Annotated in this window: 14 protein-coding genes, 1 other RNA gene and 2 pseudogenes; 10 read left to right on the top strand and 7 right to left on the bottom strand. The window is 68.6% G+C overall.

Features of this window, described 5'->3' with window-relative positions; translation table 11 throughout:
- Nucleotides 1-164: 164 nt before the first annotated feature.
- From LRS03_RS07185 to LRS03_RS07175, 3 genes are read left to right on the top strand one after another with little or no spacing between them, the layout of a single operon-like run.
- Nucleotides 165-401, top strand: coding sequence for a hypothetical protein (locus tag LRS03_RS07185; RefSeq protein ID WP_257824689.1), 237 nt, complete (start codon nucleotides 165-167; stop codon nucleotides 399-401).
- Nucleotides 398-640 (top strand): hypothetical protein, encoded by a 243-nt coding sequence (locus LRS03_RS07180; protein ID WP_257824688.1) that lies wholly within the window; start codon nucleotides 398-400, stop codon nucleotides 638-640. Before LRS03_RS07185 ends, LRS03_RS07180 begins: the two co-directional genes overlap by 4 nt.
- On the top strand, nucleotides 637-894 hold the full coding sequence (locus LRS03_RS07175) for a hypothetical protein (protein ID WP_257824687.1): 258 nt from the start codon (nucleotides 637-639) through the stop codon (nucleotides 892-894). Before LRS03_RS07180 ends, LRS03_RS07175 begins: the two co-directional genes overlap by 4 nt.
- A gap of 17 nt (nucleotides 895-911) precedes the next feature.
- Here the strand turns inward: LRS03_RS07175 and ffs are convergent.
- Both ffs and LRS03_RS07165 read right to left on the bottom strand, forming a co-directional pair.
- Nucleotides 912-1,009, bottom strand: an RNA gene (gene ffs, locus LRS03_RS07170) — signal recognition particle sRNA small type.
- Between the two features lie 81 nt (nucleotides 1,010-1,090).
- Nucleotides 1,091-2,209, bottom strand: a complete 1,119-nt coding sequence (locus LRS03_RS07165; RefSeq protein WP_257824686.1) for an AIR synthase-related protein — start codon at nucleotides 2,207-2,209, stop codon at nucleotides 1,091-1,093.
- Between the two features lie 71 nt (nucleotides 2,210-2,280).
- Here LRS03_RS07165 and dnaX point away from each other — a divergent pair.
- From dnaX to recR, 3 genes and pseudogenes are all read left to right on the top strand, one after another.
- Nucleotides 2,281-4,090, top strand: a pseudogene (dnaX, locus tag LRS03_RS07160) (DNA polymerase III subunit gamma/tau).
- Between the two features lie 17 nt (nucleotides 4,091-4,107).
- Entirely contained in the window at nucleotides 4,108-4,434 is a 327-nt protein-coding gene (locus LRS03_RS07155; RefSeq protein WP_201813359.1) for a YbaB/EbfC family nucleoid-associated protein, read from the top strand.
- Between the two features lie 8 nt (nucleotides 4,435-4,442).
- The gene (recR, locus tag LRS03_RS07150; RefSeq protein ID WP_257824685.1) at nucleotides 4,443-5,030 is read left to right on the top strand and encodes a recombination mediator RecR; all 588 of its coding nucleotides are present in this window, start codon (nucleotides 4,443-4,445) and stop codon (nucleotides 5,028-5,030) included.
- Nucleotides 5,031-5,042: 12 nt separating this feature from the next.
- Here the strand turns inward: recR and LRS03_RS07145 are convergent, their stop codons facing one another.
- On the bottom strand, nucleotides 5,043-6,617 hold the full coding sequence (locus tag LRS03_RS07145; RefSeq protein ID WP_257824684.1) for a transglycosylase SLT domain-containing protein: 1,575 nt from the start codon (nucleotides 6,615-6,617) through the stop codon (nucleotides 5,043-5,045).
- Complete coding sequence (gene gloB, locus LRS03_RS07140; protein WP_257824683.1) at nucleotides 6,614-7,387, bottom strand: hydroxyacylglutathione hydrolase; 774 nt, start codon at nucleotides 7,385-7,387, stop codon at nucleotides 6,614-6,616. Before gloB ends, LRS03_RS07145 begins: the two co-directional genes overlap by 4 nt.
- Between gloB and LRS03_RS07135 the strand changes: the two genes are divergently transcribed.
- The 4 genes and pseudogenes from LRS03_RS07135 to LRS03_RS07120 all read left to right on the top strand — a co-directional run bounded on the left by LRS03_RS07135 (nucleotide 7,386) and on the right by LRS03_RS07120 (nucleotide 13,071).
- Complete coding sequence (locus LRS03_RS07135; RefSeq protein WP_257824682.1) at nucleotides 7,386-8,231, top strand: class I SAM-dependent methyltransferase; 846 nt, start codon at nucleotides 7,386-7,388, stop codon at nucleotides 8,229-8,231. The two genes, gloB and LRS03_RS07135, sit on opposite strands and share 2 nt — an antisense overlap.
- A gap of 43 nt (nucleotides 8,232-8,274) precedes the next feature.
- Nucleotides 8,275-8,703, top strand: a complete 429-nt coding sequence (rnhA, locus tag LRS03_RS07130; protein ID WP_257824681.1) for a ribonuclease HI — start codon at nucleotides 8,275-8,277, stop codon at nucleotides 8,701-8,703.
- Between the two features lie 64 nt (nucleotides 8,704-8,767).
- On the top strand, nucleotides 8,768-9,967 hold the full coding sequence (locus LRS03_RS07125) for an efflux RND transporter periplasmic adaptor subunit (RefSeq protein WP_257824680.1): 1,200 nt from the start codon (nucleotides 8,768-8,770) through the stop codon (nucleotides 9,965-9,967).
- Between the two features lie 18 nt (nucleotides 9,968-9,985).
- Nucleotides 9,986-13,071, top strand: a pseudogene (locus tag LRS03_RS07120) (efflux RND transporter permease subunit).
- Here LRS03_RS07120 and mobA read toward each other — a convergent pair.
- The 3 genes from mobA to LRS03_RS07105 are packed head-to-tail and all read right to left on the bottom strand — an operon-like array spanning nucleotide 13,072 to nucleotide 15,499.
- Nucleotides 13,072-13,650 carry a molybdenum cofactor guanylyltransferase MobA gene (mobA, locus tag LRS03_RS07115; protein WP_257824679.1) on the bottom strand — a complete coding sequence of 193 codons (579 nt, stop codon included), beginning with the start codon at nucleotides 13,648-13,650 and terminating at the stop codon, nucleotides 13,072-13,074. It abuts the pseudogene before it with no gap.
- Between the two features lie 3 nt (nucleotides 13,651-13,653).
- Entirely contained in the window at nucleotides 13,654-14,778 is a 1,125-nt protein-coding gene (gene moaA / locus LRS03_RS07110) for a GTP 3',8-cyclase MoaA (protein WP_257824678.1), read from the bottom strand.
- A gap of 43 nt (nucleotides 14,779-14,821) precedes the next feature.
- Entirely contained in the window at nucleotides 14,822-15,499 is a 678-nt protein-coding gene (locus LRS03_RS07105) for a C40 family peptidase (protein ID WP_257824677.1), read from the bottom strand.
- Nucleotides 15,500-15,552 lie beyond the last annotated feature (53 nt).

Below are 15,552 nucleotides of genomic sequence, written 5' to 3'. Positions count from 1 at the left end.
GGTGACATGGCGGCAGGCTTCGGCCTGCCGTTTTTCTTTGGGTCGGACGCTTCCTACTTGCGGCGCCAGTCTGATCCGACCCGCGGCCGCGCCCGCCACCGGTGGCGGCCTGAGTGCCCGGCGCCTATCGTTCTCTTCGTTGTTTCACTCCATCAGGAGAGCACATGAAGAAGACCAACGATCCGCGCGAGCCGCGCAGCGGCAAGGTGCAAGGCGAAGGCGACTACGAAGCCGCGCGTCGCTACGACCAGTCGGCCCGCGAGTTCGCGGAGTCGGGCAAGGTCAAGCCTGCAGCCGACCAGTCGGCCCCGCGCGATGAACGAGAAGCCCAGGACCTTGAGCGTGCCGAGGAAATCGGCAAGTCGCGTTCCAAGGGCGAAGACCCGCAGGTGAAGCGGTGAACGAGAAGCGTCAGGGGCTGACCAAGCCTCAGCAAGGCGAGACGGAAGCGCCCAGTTCGGCGCCCCGCCTGCCGCACGAGCGCGATGAATCGTCCGACAGCCATGCCGATGGCGTGCCCAGGCCGGTGATGCGCAAGGCGCACGATGACGTCGTCAAAGGGCGGGTCGACACCGACCGGGGCCCGCAGATGAACGAGACCTACCAGCGCCAGAAAGAAGCGCTTCAGAAGAAGACATGATCCTGCAGAAGAACATCAATCCCGACCACACCGCCCGCTATCTGGTTCTGCTGAACCACGACGACGCCACCCGCGCGCTCCTCTTTGCCAAAGACCATCGCTACCTCGCCGAAGTGATCGACGATGACGGCTTGGTGGTCGACAACCTGATGAGAGCTGGAACCAGGTGCGTGCCGCCCCGCGAGGTGGCCGAGCAGACACGGGCGACATCGCCGGTGAAGCTCATGTGCTTCGCGCTCGATACCGAGCACTGAAAAGCATGATCGGGGAGGGTGACGAGCCTTACCCCCGGCACTGGTTGCAACGCTTAGGGCTGCTTGGTTCCCCACCTGACCCGGTTGGGCGCGCTCCCATGCGGGGAGGCCCGTCGCGGCGGATTGTAGGGGCCCAATGTGGCCGACCCCGCCTCAGGGCCGTGATTTCAACGCGAATTTAGTTCAGCGCTAGTTGTCAGCGCAGTTGCAGCGCGTCGTCGCCGAACTCGATCTTCAGCGGCTCGATGATGAGCTTCTTGGGCCCTGCTTCAACGCGGCCGGCGACGATGGCCTTCACGCCTTGCGCCTCGGCCACGGCCACGGTGCGTTGCGCGTCTTCGGCCTTCACGAAGAGCGCGAAGCCCGCGCCCATGTTGAGCGTGCCGTAGGCCTCGAAGTCGTCTTGCCTTGCGTGCTGCTGGATGAACTTCAGCACCGGGGTCACCTCCGGCACGGTGTGGATGCGGTAGGTGTGCGTGGCCGGGTGGCGCAAGAGCTTGCGCCAGCCGTGGCCGGTGATGTTGGCGCAGTAGTGCGGTGTGATGCCGGCTTTGTAGAGCGCCTCGGTCACCGGCGAATACAGCACGGTCGGCGCGAGCAGCGCTTCGCCATACGAAAGGCCGGGTTGCACTTCGGTGAGGTAGCCCTGCGGCAGGCGCTCGACCAGCTTGCGCGCGAGGCTCAAGCCATTCGCGTGGATACCGCTCGAGGCCAGCAGCACGATCGCGTCGCCGGGGGCGAGCTTGTCGCCGACCGACAGGCGCTCCTTCGGGTTGATGAGGCCGGTGCAGCTCGCGGCAAGGTCGATCCGGCCTTCGGCCACGATCCCCGCGAGCGCCGGTGTCTCACCGCCGCCCCAGGCGACCTGGCAGGTGTCGCACGCGCGCTTCCAGCCGGCGACGAGTGCCTGCGCGCGCTGCGCATCCGAGAACCAGTCCGAGCCACCCGCCGCCCAGTAGGCCTGCACCACGAGCGGCGTAGCGCCGACGGTGATGAGGTCGTTGATCGCCATCGCGATGGTGTCTTGGGCGATGCCGTCGTAGTAGCTCTTTCCGGTGAGGGCCTTCATCTCGTCGGCGACCAGCGCCTTGGAGCCCAGGCATTCGACGATGGAGGCGATGTAGAACGGGCCCACGTCGACCACATACGCCGACTCGCCCCGCGAGGCCTCGACCTCGGTGAAGCCGTGGCCCGCCAGGTGGGCGCCCGTGGCTTTGGCAGCGCGCTGTGCCGCGACCTTCAGCGGGTCGATCAGGTCGTAGTTGACGCCGGCTTGTTCGTAGCTGAGCGTGTCTTGGGCGGGGCTGGGGTTCATCGGGCGCGGCGTGTCGGGGAAAGGCAGGATTATCGGGGATCGGTCAGTCGTGCCTCATTAGAATGGCCCGCATGTCCTACCTCGTCCTCGCCCGCAAATACCGCTCCCGCGACTTCGAGGCGCTTGTGGGCCAGGAACACGTGGTGCAAGCCCTGAGCAACGCGCTCACGCAGCAGCGCCTGCACCATGCGTATCTCTTTACCGGCACCCGTGGCGTGGGCAAGACCTCGGTCTCGCGCATTCTCGCGAAGGCGCTCAATTGCACCGGGGCCGACGGGCAGGGCGGCATCACCGCCCACCCCTGCGGCGTGTGCAACGCCTGCCGCGACATCGACAGCGGCCGCTTCGTCGACTACGTCGAGACTCGATGCGGCGTCAAACCGCGGGGTCGAAGAGATCTCGCTGCTGCTCGACCAGGCCGTCTACAAGCCGGTGGTGGGGCGCTTCAAGGTCTACCTGATCGACGAAGTGCACATGCTGTCGAACACCGCGTTCAACGCGATGCTGAAGACGCTGGAAGAGCCACCTGAATACCTGAAATTCGTTCTCGCGACAACCGATCCGCAGAAGGTGCCGCCGACGGTGCTGTCGCGCTGCCTGCAGTTCAACCTGCGTCCGATGGCGCCGCAGACGGTGCAGGAGCACCTGGCCAAGGTGCTCGAGGCCGAAAGCATCGCAGCCGAGCCCGGTGCCTTGCGCTTGCTGGCCAAGGCAGCGCGTGGCTCGATGCGCGACGCCTTGTCGCTGACCGACCAGGCCATCGCGTTCGGTGCCGGTGCGTTGAGCGAAGCCGGCGTGCGCCAGATGCTCGGTGCGGTCGACCGCAGCCATGCGGTGAGGCTGGTCGAAGCGCTGGCCGCGGGGCAGGGCGCCGAGGTGGTGGCGGCGGTCGATGGCTTGCGCAGCCTCGGCTTGTCGGCCGCGGGCACGCTGGAAGAGATGGCCGCGCTGCTGCAGCAGATGGCGGTGGCGCAGGTCGTCCCCGATGCGGTCGACGAGAACGATCCCGACAGCCCGACCGCCGCGCGCCTGGCCGGTGTGCTGGCCCCCGATGAGACGCAGTTCCTCTACAGCATCGTGCTGCACGGGCGCGCCGAGCTGGCGCTGGCGCCCGACGAGTACAGCGGCCTGGTGATGGTGCTGCTGCGCATGCTGGCGTTCCGCCCCGGCGCGACGGGCACCTCGCCGCAACGCGCGGCACTGGCGCCGGCCGCTGCCAAGCCGGTGGCGGCGGCGGCCAGCCGGCCCACGGTGGCGGCGCCGGTGACCGCGCCTGCGCCCGTGGTGCGCGCGGCGGTCGTCGCGCCCGCACCGGCCGCGCGGGCGAGCATCGCACCGCCACCTGCCGCGCCCGTTTCAAACGACGAGCCCCCGCCCTGGCTCGACGAGGTTCCCGACGAAGACGTTGTTCCCGCCGCTCCGCTGAGTGCGCGCGAGCCGCAACGGCCGATCGCGCCGACGGTTGCGGTGCCGGTGTTCGAGACCACGGCGCTGGGCGACCGCTGGGCGGCGCTCGTGGCCCGCATGTCAGAGGCCGGCAGCATCAGCGCGCTGGTGCGCGAATTGGCGATGCAGGCGCAGTGCCTGTCGGCCGACGACCAGGGCAGCGTTTGGCGCCTGCGCGTCGAGCGCGAGACGCTGCGCGCGCCGGCCCAGCGCGAGAAGCTGCAGGCGGCCCTGGCCGATCTGCTGCAACGCCCGGTGCAACTCGAGATCGAAGCCGGGGTCGCCACCGACACGCCCGCCCAGCGCGCGGTGGTCGAGCGTGTGCGCCGGCAAAACGAAGCCGAGCAGATCATCCACAACGACCCGCTGGTGCAGGCCTTGATGAAGCAGTTCAAGACGGCACGCATCGTGCCCGGCTCCGTCAAGCCGCACTGACAACAGGAGAACTCCCCATGATGAAGAACCAACTTGCCGGCCTGATGAAGCAGGCCCAGGCGATGCAAGACAACCTGAAGAAGGCCCAGGAAGAACTGGCCAGCCTCGAGGTCGAAGGCCAGTCGGGCGCCGGTCTGGTGAAGATCACGATGACCTGCAAGCACGACGTCAAGCGCGTAGCGATTGACCCGAGCCTGCTGGCCGACGACAAGGACATGCTGGAAGACCTGGTCGCCGCCGCCTTCAACGACGCCGTGCGTCGCGCCGAAGCGGTGTCGCAGGAAAAGATGGGCAAGCTGACCGCCGGGATGCCGCTGCCTCCGGGCATGAAGTTCCCGTTCTGAACGAACCCGTGGCCGATTCCGCGCTCGACGGTCTGATCGAAGCCCTGCGCCGCCTCCCGGGCGTGGGCCAGAAATCGGCGCAGCGCATGGCCTTCCATCTCCTGCAGCATGACCGTGAGGGGGCCCAGCGTCTCGCAATGGCGTTGACCTCGGCGGTGACCGACATCCGCCACTGCGAGCGCTGCCACACCTTCACCGAAGCGCCGGTCTGCCGCACCTGCCTTGACGACACACGCGACCAGCGCCTGCTCTGCGTCGTGGAGTCGCCGGCCGACCAGGCGGCGATGGAACGCACCGGCAGCTACCGTGGCTTGTACTTCGTGCTGATGGGGAGGCTCAGCCCGCTCGACGGCATCGGCGTGCGCGACATCGGCCTGCAGCAGCTCATCGACCGCGCCGGTGACGGCAGCGTCGACGAGGTGATCGTCGCGACCAGCTTCACCGCCGAAGGTGAAGCGACCGCGCATGTGATCGCCGAAGCCTTGAAGCTGCGCGGCGTGAAGGTCACGCGCCTTGCGCGCGGCGTGCCGATCGGCAGCGAACTCGAATACGTGGACCTGGGCACCATCGCCCACGCGCTGGTCGACCGGCGCTGAGCCGGCCGCCGGTCAGCGGCGCTTGCGCACCGGGCTCGCCTTGCGCTTGATCGCGGGCTTCTTCGCCTTGGCGCTGCTGCGCACCGTGGGTTGCCGCTGCGGCACGTAGACCACCACGCTGTGGCCGGCCGCGAAGGCGGCGCCGGCCGCGACCTTGTTCCACGTCGCCACCTGCGATGCACTCACGCGGTAGCGGCGCGCGATGGAGGCCACCGTGTCGCCCTTGACCGCCCGGTGCGTGATGCGCCGTGGCGGCAGCGCTTCGGGCGCGAGCGTCATCACCGCGTTGTCCGCCAGGTGCCCCGACACGTCTTTCAGGAGCGTCTCCGAGCGCGGCACGAGCAGCGTGGAGCCGGCCTTCACCAGCATGCGCGGCGGGATCTTGTTGACGTCGCGCAGCTCGGCTTCGCTGATGCCGAACTGCTTGGCGGCTTCGCTGGGCTTGACTGTCTTGGGGGCGACCCAGGCCGTCCAGGTGGCAAACGGGCCTCGGTGGGCGGCGACATTGCGCACGAAGAGGCTCGCGTTGTCGTAGGGCAGCAGGATCTGCGGTGTGCCGGCCGCGAGGATCACCGGCTTGTTCATCTGCGGGTTGAGCGTCATGAACTCGTCGCGCGAGATGCCGGCGAGCTGCACGGCGGTGGCGACGTCGATGTCGCGCTCGATGGGCACGCTCAGGAAGTCGGGGTGGTTGGCCAGGGGCGGCAGCATGAGCGAGAAGGCATCGGGCCGGGCGACGATGTTCTTCACCGCCTGCAGCTTGGGCACGTAGTAGGCCGTCTCGTTGGGCATGCGCAGGTCAAGGTAGCCGGTCGCCTTGCCGGCGCGCTTGTTGCGGGCGATGGCGCGCATCACGTTGCCTTCGCCCCAGTTGTAGGCGGCGAGGGCCAGGTGCCAGTCGCCGAACATGTCGTGCAGGCGCTGCAGGTAGTCGAGCGCGGCGCGGGTGGAGGCGAGCACGTCGCGGCGGTCGTCGCGGAACACGTTCTGGCGCAGGTCGAAGTGCTTGCCGGTGGCCGGCATGAACTGCCACATGCCCGAGGCCTTGGCCGACGAGATCGCCTGCGGGTTGAAGGCGCTCTCGATGAAGGGCAGCAGCGCCAGCTCGGTGGGCATGCCGCGGCGCTGCACCTCTTCGACGATGTGGAAGAGGTAGCGGCTGCCGCGCTCGGTCATGCGGGCGACGTAATCGGGGCGGTTGGCGTACCACTGCTCGCCGGTGCGCACGAGCGGCGTTTCGAGGTCGGGCATCGCGAAGCCGCGGCGCACACGCTCCCACAGGTCGATGTTGGCGGTCTTGGATTCGAGGTCGACCGGTTCATCGGGGCGCAGAGGGTCGACCGGCGCGGCGGCAACGGGGCCACCACCGTCCGCGGGTGCCGAAGCCGCCGATGCGGACGTGGCCGCAGCCACCGCCGAGTCGGCGGAAACGGGTGCCGAAGCGGCCGCGGCAGGAAGCTCGGCCTTGGCGATCACGGCCGGCATGTCGGCCTGCTGGTTGGGTGCTTCGATGTGGGTGGCACAGGCTGCAAGCAGCGAGGCCAGCGCCAGGGCGAAGGTATGGCGCAGGTGGGAAGTCAGTCTCATCGGAAGTTGTTTTTCCATTCGCGCAGCGTCGCCAGCACGTCGACGCCGCGTGGGCTCGCCGCGCCGTGGGCGAGGGCCGATGCTTGCACGGCAGGCACGCTGCAGCGCATGAACGGGTTGATGCGGCGTTCCTGTTCGATGGTGCTCGGCAAGGTGGGCTCGCCCTGCGCGCGCAGTTGCTCGCAGTGGGCGGTGTAGGCCTGCAGGCTGTCGTTGTGGGGTTCGACGGCGTGCGCGAATTTCAGGTTGGACAGGGTGTACTCGTGCGCGCAGCACACCCGCGTGTTGCCGGGCAGGGCGGCCAGACGCGACAGCGAGGTGTGCATCTGCGCCGGCGTGCCTTCGAAGAGGCGGCCGCAGCCACCTGAAAAGAGCGTGTCGCCGCAAAAGAGCAGCGGCGCTTCGCCGTCGGGCGGCAGATGGAAATAGGCGATGTGGCCGGCGGTGTGGCCGGGCACGTCGATCACCTCGAAGCGCAGGCCCAGCAGTTCGACCGTGTCGCCATCGTTGACGGGGGTGCAGGGCTCGGGAATTTTTTCACGCGCCGGGCCGAAGATCGGGCCTTGGAGCCTCGGCCGCAGCGCCGAAAGTCCGCCGACATGATCGCCGTGGTGGTGGGTCACTAGAATCCCGGCGAGCACCAAGCCCAGGGCATCGAGCGCGTGCTCGACTGGAGCCGACTCACCCGGGTCGACCACGAGCGCCTGCCGGCCATCGTGAAGCATCCAGATGTAGTTGTCCGAGAAGGCTGGCAGTGCTTGCAGGTTCATGGCGCAATTCGGCGGGATTATAGGTTTGGCCCCCTGGCTGAAGACGCCGCCGGGCCGCTATCTGCTGGCCTGGGAACAGGCCCAGGTCGACCGCTGCGTGGCCGACATCTTTGGGTTTCATGCCCTTCAGCTCGGCTTGCCCGAACTCGACGCGCTGAGGGCCAACCGCATGCCCCACCGGTGGCAAGCGGTGGACCACCTTCAAGCCGCGGAGATGGAGTCGTGCGCCGATGGTGAAGTTCCCGCGCCGCGTGCGGTGATGCTGCACTGCGACTTCGACGCGTTGCCTTTCGACAGCCAGAGCCTCGACCTCGTCGTGCTGCCCCATGCGCTGGAGCGGGCGCGCGACCCACATCAGGCGTTGCGCGAGGTGGAGCGCGTGCTCGTGCCCGAGGGCAAGATCGTCATCCTCGGCTTCAACCCCGGGGGCCTGTGGGCGCTGCGGCAGAGCATGGGCCGTGTGCTGCGCGGCCTGGGCCTGGCGCGCGGGCGGCCGCTCTTCATGCCCAGCGAAGGCGAACTGCTCGGCTACTGGCGGCTGCGCGACTGGCTGCGATTGCTCAGCTTCGACATCGAAGAAGGGCGCTTCGGTTGCTACCGGCCCCCCTTCGTGTCGGAGCCCTGGCTGGCCCGCTTCGAGTGGATGGACCGCACCGGCAGCCGCTGGTGGCCAGTGCTCGGGGCGGCCTACATGCTGGTGGCCGTGAAGCGCGTGCGCGGCATGCGCCTCGTGGGCCTGGTGCGCCACAAGCGTGTCGCGGCCAAGGCGGCGCCCGCCGTGGTCCGCCGCACCACCACAACGACCACATCACAACAACATGACATCGACGCCTTCATCGAGTGACCCCTCCGCCCACGCTGCGAAACCGGCCATCCGGCGCCCCACCGTGACCGTCTACACCGATGGCGCCTGCAAGGGCAACCCGGGCCCGGGTGGCTGGGGCGCATGGCTCAGCACCGGGGCGCACGAAAAGGAGTTATTCGGTGGCGAGCGGCAAACCACCAACAACCGCATGGAACTAACCGCCGTGATCGAGGCTCTGGCTTCGCTGAAGCGCAGTTGCGACGTGACGATCTACACCGACAGCGAATACGTGCGAAAAGGGATCACCGAGTGGATACATGGCTGGAAGCAGCGTGGCTGGAAGACCGCCGACAAGAAACCGGTGAAGAACGCCGACCTGTGGCAGCGACTCGATGCGCTGCGCCTGCTGCACCACGTCGAGTGGCGCTGGGTGAAGGGGCACGCGGGAGATCCGGGCAACGAGCGCGCCGATGCACTGGCCAACCGCGGGGTGGCGTCGGCCGCTACGTGATTTCCAGCCTCGCGGCGAAACGACCCGAGGGCTACATTGCCAGGGCAACAATTCAGGGTTCAGCGTGAAGATTTTGCATACGGTGGTCGCCCTGGTGGGCATCTCCTTGGCCGGCGGTGCCGCCTGGTGGTACCAGCACAAAGGGCCCGGCTCCCGCGGTGTGGAGGGAACGGCGGGTGCAAGCGGTGCCGCTTCCGGCGTTGCGGCAGGCAGAGCGCCTGCCGGGCAGGGTGGGCCGGTGCCGGTGGAGGTGGGCAAGGTCGAGGTGCTGTCCATCGCCGATGACGCACAAGGTGTAGGCGCCTTGCGTTCGCGCCAGGGCGTGACGCTGCGGCCCGAGGTCAGCGGGCGCATCTCGCGTCTGGGCTTCAGCGATGGCCAGCGCGTCAAGCGCGGCCAGATGCTGGTGCAGCTCGACGACACGCTGCAGCAGGCGCAGCTGCAGCAGGCCGAAGCACAGGCGAGCATCGCCCGCACCAATCTGCAGCGCAACCGCGAACTGCTGGCCGCCAACTTCGTGAGCCAGAGCATGGTCGACCAGACGGCGGCGGCCCTGCAGGTGGCCGAGGCGCAGGTCGCGCTGGCCAAGGCCCAGCTCGCCCGCATGCGCATCGAGGCGCCGTTCGATGGCGTTGCCGGCATTCGGGTCGTCAACGTGGGCGACTACGTGAAAGACGGCGCCGATCTCGTCAACGTGGAAGACACCTCGACCGTGCTGCTCGACTTCCGCCTGGCCGAGCGCTATGTCGCCCGCATCAAGACCGGCCAGCCGGTCGAGGCCCAGGTCGATGCGATCCCCGGGCGCTCGTTCAAGGGCCACGTCGATGCGATCGACTCGCTGCTCGACGCCAACGGCCGCTCGCTGCTCGTGCGTGCGCGCCTGCAGAACCCGGGCGGCGAGCTGCGCTCGGGCATGTTCGCCCGCACGCGCATCGTGTTCGCCACGCGCAACAACGCGATGGTGGTGCCCGAAGAAGCGCTGGTGCCGCTGGCCGGCAAGCAGTACCTGGTGAAGGTGGTCGACGGGCCGAAGGGCAAGCAGTCGCAGCGCATCGAGGCACGCATCGGCATGCGCCTGCCGGGCAAGGTCGAGATCCTCGAAGGGCTCTCGGCCGGCGACCAGGTCGTCACCGCCGGCCAGGCGCGCCTGATGCGCGAGCCGATGCCGCTGCGCATCGTCGACGTCGGCCAGCCGCAGCGTGCCGGTGGCCCGGGCCGGGCTGCGAGTGGTGCTGCCAGCGGCCCGCGGCCCACGGCGCTCTGATTCCCCGAGGCGCACGCGATGAAGCTGTCTGACGTCACCATCCGCCGCCCGGTCTTTGCGACCGTGCTGTCGCTCCTGCTCATCCTGGTGGGCGCCGTCTCGTTCACGCGGCTGCAGGTGCGCGAGTACCCGCGCATCGACGAACCCGTGGTCAACGTGACCACGCGCCTGATCGGCGCCTCGGCGGAGGTGATCGAGTCGCAGGTCACCAAGCCGCTCGAAGACTCCATCGCGGGGATCGACGGGGTGGAGATCATCACCTCGATCTCGCGCTCGGAGCAGAGCCAGATCACGGTGCGTTTCAAGCTAGAGAAGAACCCCGACGACGCCGCGGCCGACGTGCGCGACCGCGTCTCTCGCGTGCGGGCACGGCTACCCGATGCGGTCGACGAGCCCGTGATCGCCAAGGTCGAGGCCGACGCCACGCCCACCATCTGGCTCGCCTTCACGAGCGACACGCTGTCGCCCCTGCAGGTCACCGACGTCATCAACCGCATCGTCAAACCGCGCCTGCAGACGGTGAGCGGTGTGGCCGACGTGCAGGTCAACGGCGACCGCAAGTTCTCGATGCGCATCTGGCTCGACCCCGACAAGCTCGCGTCGTACAAGCTCACCGTGCAGGACGTGGAAGACGCGCTGCGCAAGCAGAACCTGGAGGTGCCCGCCGGGCGCATCGAGAGCCAGCAGCGCGAGTTCAGCGTCACCGCACGCACCGACCTCAACACCATCGAACAGTTCAACGCCGTGGCGCTCAAGACGGTCAGCGGCTACACCGTGCGGCTGCGCGACGTGGCGCGCATCGAGCAGGCCGCGGCCAGCGAGCGCAGCAGCGTGCGGCTGAACGGCGTGCCGTCCATCTCGGCCGGCGTGATCCGTCAGGCCACGGCCAACCCGCTGGAGGTGTCGGCCGGCGTGCGCGACATGCTGCCCAAGCTGCAGCAGGACCTGCCGCCCGGCCTCAAGGTGCAGGTGGCCAACGACAACTCGGTGTTCATCGACAAGTCGGTGAAGTCGGTGTTCGTCACCATCACCGAGGCGGTGGTGCTGGTGGCGCTCGTCGTGTTCATCTTCCTGCGCCACCTGCGCGCGGCGATCATCCCGCTCGTCACCATCCCGGTGAGCCTGATCGGCACCTTCGCGATCATGGCCGTCACCGGCTTCACCATCAACACGCTCACGCTGCTCGCGCTGGTGCTGGCCATCGGCCTGGTGGTCGACGACGCCATCGTGGTGCTCGAAAACATCTTCCGCCACATCGAAGACGGCATGGCGCCGTTCCAGGCGGCGCTGAAGGGCGCGAAGGAGATCGGCTTCGCGGTGGTGGCGATGACGATGACACTCGCGGCCGTGTTCGCCCCGCTCGCGTTCGCACCGGGGCGCACCGGGAGGCTCTTCACCGAATTCGCGCTGACGCTCGCCGGTGCGGTGATCGTCTCGGGCTTCGTCGCGCTCACGCTGACGCCGATGATGTGCAGCAAGCTGCTGCGCCATGAGGCCAAGCCGACACGCTTCGACGTGTGGATGGAAGGCGGCCTCGATCGCCTCACGCGCGGGTATGGCCGCGCGCTGCGCTGGACGCTGGCACACCGCTGGGTCGTGCTCCTGGTGATGGTGGCATCGGCCGCCGGGAGCTGGTACCTCTTCCGCACGGCCAAGGCCGAGCTCGCTCCGCTGGAAGACCGCGGCGTGATCCTCGCGACGGTGAATGCGCCCGACGGCTCGACGCTCGACTACACCGCGCGCTACCTGCGCGCCATCGAAGGCATCGGCCGCGACTACCCCGAGTTCGACCGTGTCTTCGTGGTCGCCGGCAACCCGACGGTGTCGCAGGGCGTGTCGTTCCTGCGCACCATCGACTGGGACCAGCGCGAGCGCAGCACCCAGCAGCTCGCCCGCGAGCTGCAGCCGCGCTTCGCCAACCTGCCGGGCGTGACGGCGTTCCCCATCACCCCGCCGAGCCTGGGGCAGGGCTTCCGCGAGCGACCCATCAACTACGTGATCGTCACCAATGACAGCTACGAGAACCTTGCGCGTGTGACGCAGCAGATGCTCGCCGAGATGGCGAAGAACCCCGGCTTCGTGCAGCCCGACTCCGACCTGCGGCTGAACAAGCCCGAGATCCTGCTGGAAGTGGACCGCGACCGTGCGGCCGATGCCGGCGTGAGCGTCGACCAGGTGGCCCGCACCGTCGAGACCATGCTGGGCGGGCGCGCCGTCACGCGCTACAAGCGTGACGCCGAGCAGTACGACGTGCTGGTGCAGACCGAGATCCGCGGCCGCACCACGCCCGAAGACATCGACAAGCTCTTCGTGCGCGGCCGGGGCGATGCGATGGTGCCGCTGTCGTCGCTCGTGAAGGTGCGCGAGTCGGTGAGCCCGCGCGAGCTTCAACCACTTCAACCAGCGCCGCTCGGTGGCCATCACCTCCAACCTCGCGCCGGGATACTCGCTCGGCGAGGCGCTGCAGTTCATGGACGACACCGCCCGGCGCGTGCTGCAGCCGGGTTACTCGACCGAGGCTCAACGGCGTGTCGCGCGAGTTCCGCTCGTCGAGCGGTGCGCTCGGGCTGGTGTTCGCTCTCGCGCTGCTCTTCATCTTCCTGGTGCTGAGCGCGCAGTTCGAGAGCTTCATCGACCCCTTCGTGATCATGCTGGCGGTCCCCTTGTCGATGGTGGGTGCGCTCGGCGCGCTGCAGTTGGCCGGCGGCACGCTCAACGTCTACTCGCAGATCGGGCTCATCACGCTCGTGGGCCTCATCACCAAACACGGCATCCTGATCGTGGAGTTCAGCAACCAGCTACGCCAGCAGGGCCGCTCGACCCTCGACGCGGTGACCGAGGCCGCGGCACTGCGCCTGCGCCCCATCCTCATGACCACCGGCGCGATGGTGCTGGGCGCGGTGCCGCTGGCGATCGCCACCGGTGCAGGGGCCGAGAGCCGGCAGCAGATCGGCTGGGTGATCGTGGGCGGCATGTCGCTCGGCACCCTGCTCACGATCTTCGTCGTGCCGACGGTGTATTCACTCCTCGCGCGCAAGTCGGTGCCGGGGGCGATCGAGACGCCGGCAGACGCTGACGAAGGTTCGCACCCCGCGCACGCCTGATCAGGCTCGGCCCAGGTCCTCGGGCGTGTTGATGTTGAAGAAGGCGGCCGGGTCGTCGAAACAGGCCTCGGCCCGCCGCTGCTGAGCGCTCCAGCGTTCGATCTTGCGTTCGCCCGCCTGCAGGTCGCGGCGCAGCGTGTCGGCCAGGCTGCAGCGCATGAGGCAGAAGGCTGGCTCCGCCCCTTGGCGGGTGGTCGCGATCACGGCGTCGATGTCCTCGTGCATGGCGGCGGCCAGGCGGGCCACCAGGTCGGTCGGGAAGTGCGGGCAGTCGCACGGCACCGTGACGAGGTAGGGTGTGCCGGCATGCTCCAGCCCGGCCAGGAAGCCGGCCAGCGGGCCCTGGTAGCCGGCAAGATCGGCCGGGTCCGGCCAGACCGGCGCGCCCCAGCGGGCGTATTGCTCGATGTTCCGGTTTGCACTCAGCATCACGCGGCCAACCTGCGGGGCGAGGCGTTGCAGCGCGTTCAGGGCCAGCGGCTGGCTGCGATAGACCTGCAGGCCCTTGTCGACCCCGCCGAGCCGACTGCCCTGGCCGCCGGCCAGCACGAGGCCGGTGATCTGGGCCGCTTCCACCACGGTTCAGCCACCGATGTAATGCATCTCGACCCGGCGCTGGCCCGACCCGGCCTCGGCGGCCTGTGCGCCGCGCAGCTCGGAATAGCGGTCGCCGCGGCCCTGCCAGATGAGGCCGATGGCGCTGGCGATCTGTTCGTCCGAAAAACCGCCGCGCAGCAGCGACCGCAGGTCGTGCCCCTGGGTGGCGAAGAGACAGAGGAACAGCTTGCCCTCGGTCGACAGGCGTGCACGGTTGCAATCGCGGCAGAAGGCGTGCGTCACGCTGGAGATCACGCCGATCTCGCCACGCCCATCGGCATAGGCCCATCGCTCGGCGGTTTCACCAGCGTAGTTCGCGTCGATCTGCTGCAGCGGGAAGGCGTCGTGCAGCCGCGTCACGACCTCCGACGACGGCACGACCTGGTCCATGCGCCAGCCGTTGGTCTCGCCCACGTCCATGAACTCGATGAAGCGCAGCACGACACGGCCGCCGAAATGCTCGCGGAAGTGGCGCGCCATCGGCACGATCTCGTGGTCGTTGACGCCGCGCTGCACCACCATGTTGACCTTGATCGGCCCGAGGCCCACACGCTCGGCGGCCTCGATGCCGGCCAGCACGTCGGCGACGGGGAAGTCGGCGTCGTTCATGCGGCGGAAGATGGCGTCGTCGAGCGCGTCGAGGCTGACGGTGATGCGCTTGAGGCCTGCATCTTTCAGCGCCTGGGCCTTGCGGGCGAGGAGCGAGCCGTTGGTGGTGAGCGTGAGGTCGAGCGGCTCGCCGTCGGGGGTGCGCAGTTGCGCCAGCATCTCCACCAGCACCTCCACGTGCTTGCGCAAGAGCGGCTCGCCGCCGGTGAGGCGGATCTTCTGCACGCCGTGGGCAGCGAAGAGGCGGGCGGTGCGGGTGATCTCCTCGAAGCTCAAGAGCGAGGTGTGCGGCAGGAACTGGTAGTGCTTGTCGAACACTTCCTTGGGCATGCAATAGCCGCAGCGGAAGTTGCACCTGTCGGTGACCGAGATGCGCAGGTCGCGCAGCGGGCGGCCGAGGGTGTCGGACAAGAGCCCCGTGGGCGTGATCGGCTGCGCCGGGATGCGCGGCAGCGCCGCCGCGTAGCGGTGGTCGGCCAGGGGGATGACCTTCTCTGTCATCGCTCGATTGTGCCGCTGCGCCAGGATCGGCGCCTGTGCGGCGTCAAGGCATTTCGTTCGGGATCGCGGGCGCTGGTGTCTCGACCGGTTGGGCCACGGTGGCAGCCGCCGGTGCGGCGTTCAACGCCACCACGGTGTCTGCACGGCGTGCGCCGGTGAAGCGCTTGGCCCAGTACCTCACGCCCATGCTTTCCACCCGCACTTCCCCGCCGGAGCGGGGCGCGTGGATGAACTTGCCTTCGCCGACGTAGATGCCCACGTGCGAGAAGGTGCGGCGCAAGGTGTTGAAGAACACCAGGTCGCCGGGCTGCAGCTCGTCGCGCTTGACGGCCGAGAAGCCCGTTGCTTTGGCCTGGTCGTCGACCCGGCGCGGCAGCACCAGGCCGAGCGTGCTTTCGTAGATGTGGCGGGTGAAGCCGCTGCAGTCGAACCCGTCGTCGGAGTTGTTGCCGCCGCGCTTGTAGGGCACGCCGAGGAAGTTCATGGCCGACAGCACCAGGCCCGAAGTGGTGTCGCGCACCTGGCGGCCGATGGCGGCGGCACTGTCGACGGCGACGGTGGGGCTTCCCTGCGAATCGCGCCGATCGAGCACGCCGCGCTCGACCAGCAGTTGGGCAAGCCGATCCGGGTCATCGGGTGCGGCCTGGGTGCCCGCCGCCGCGCAGACACACGCCAGCGCAAGAAGCGCAGCGCGCAGGCGGGGCAAAGACTGGCCAGACATGAGCGCAGGATAGGGGAGCCCGTCGAAGGCAGTCAACCGAAAAGGCCCGTACG

This window comes from Rhizobacter sp. J219 (assembly GCF_024700055.1).
In the GTDB taxonomy this organism is placed as follows: Bacteria; Pseudomonadota; Gammaproteobacteria; order Burkholderiales; family Burkholderiaceae_C; genus Rhizobacter.
Note: the sequence above shows the minus strand (reverse complement) of the source record. Positions and strands in the feature narration are given on the sequence as shown.

Bases quoted from the DNA above. Each gene is read 5' to 3' on its own strand.
- LRS03_RS07185 (WP_257824689.1), top strand. From the start codon at position 165: ATGAAGAAGACCAACGATCCGCGCGAGCCGCGCAGCGGCAAGGTGCAA.
- LRS03_RS07175 (WP_257824687.1), top strand. From the start codon at position 637: ATGATCCTGCAGAAGAACATCAATCCCGACCACACCGCCCGCTATCTG.
- LRS03_RS07165 (WP_257824686.1), bottom strand. From the start codon at position 2,209: ATGAACCCCAGCCCCGCCCAAGACACGCTCAGCTACGAACAAGCCGGC.
- LRS03_RS07155 (WP_201813359.1), top strand. From the start codon at position 4,108: ATGATGAAGAACCAACTTGCCGGCCTGATGAAGCAGGCCCAGGCGATG.
- LRS03_RS07145 (WP_257824684.1), bottom strand. From the start codon at position 6,617: ATGAGACTGACTTCCCACCTGCGCCATACCTTCGCCCTGGCGCTGGCC.
- LRS03_RS07135 (WP_257824682.1), top strand. From the start codon at position 7,386: ATGGCGCAATTCGGCGGGATTATAGGTTTGGCCCCCTGGCTGAAGACG.
- gloB (WP_257824683.1), bottom strand. From the start codon at position 7,387: ATGAACCTGCAAGCACTGCCAGCCTTCTCGGACAACTACATCTGGATG.
- moaA (WP_257824678.1), bottom strand. From the start codon at position 14,778: ATGACAGAGAAGGTCATCCCCCTGGCCGACCACCGCTACGCGGCGGCG.
- LRS03_RS07105 (WP_257824677.1), bottom strand. From the start codon at position 15,499: ATGTCTGGCCAGTCTTTGCCCCGCCTGCGCGCTGCGCTTCTTGCGCTG.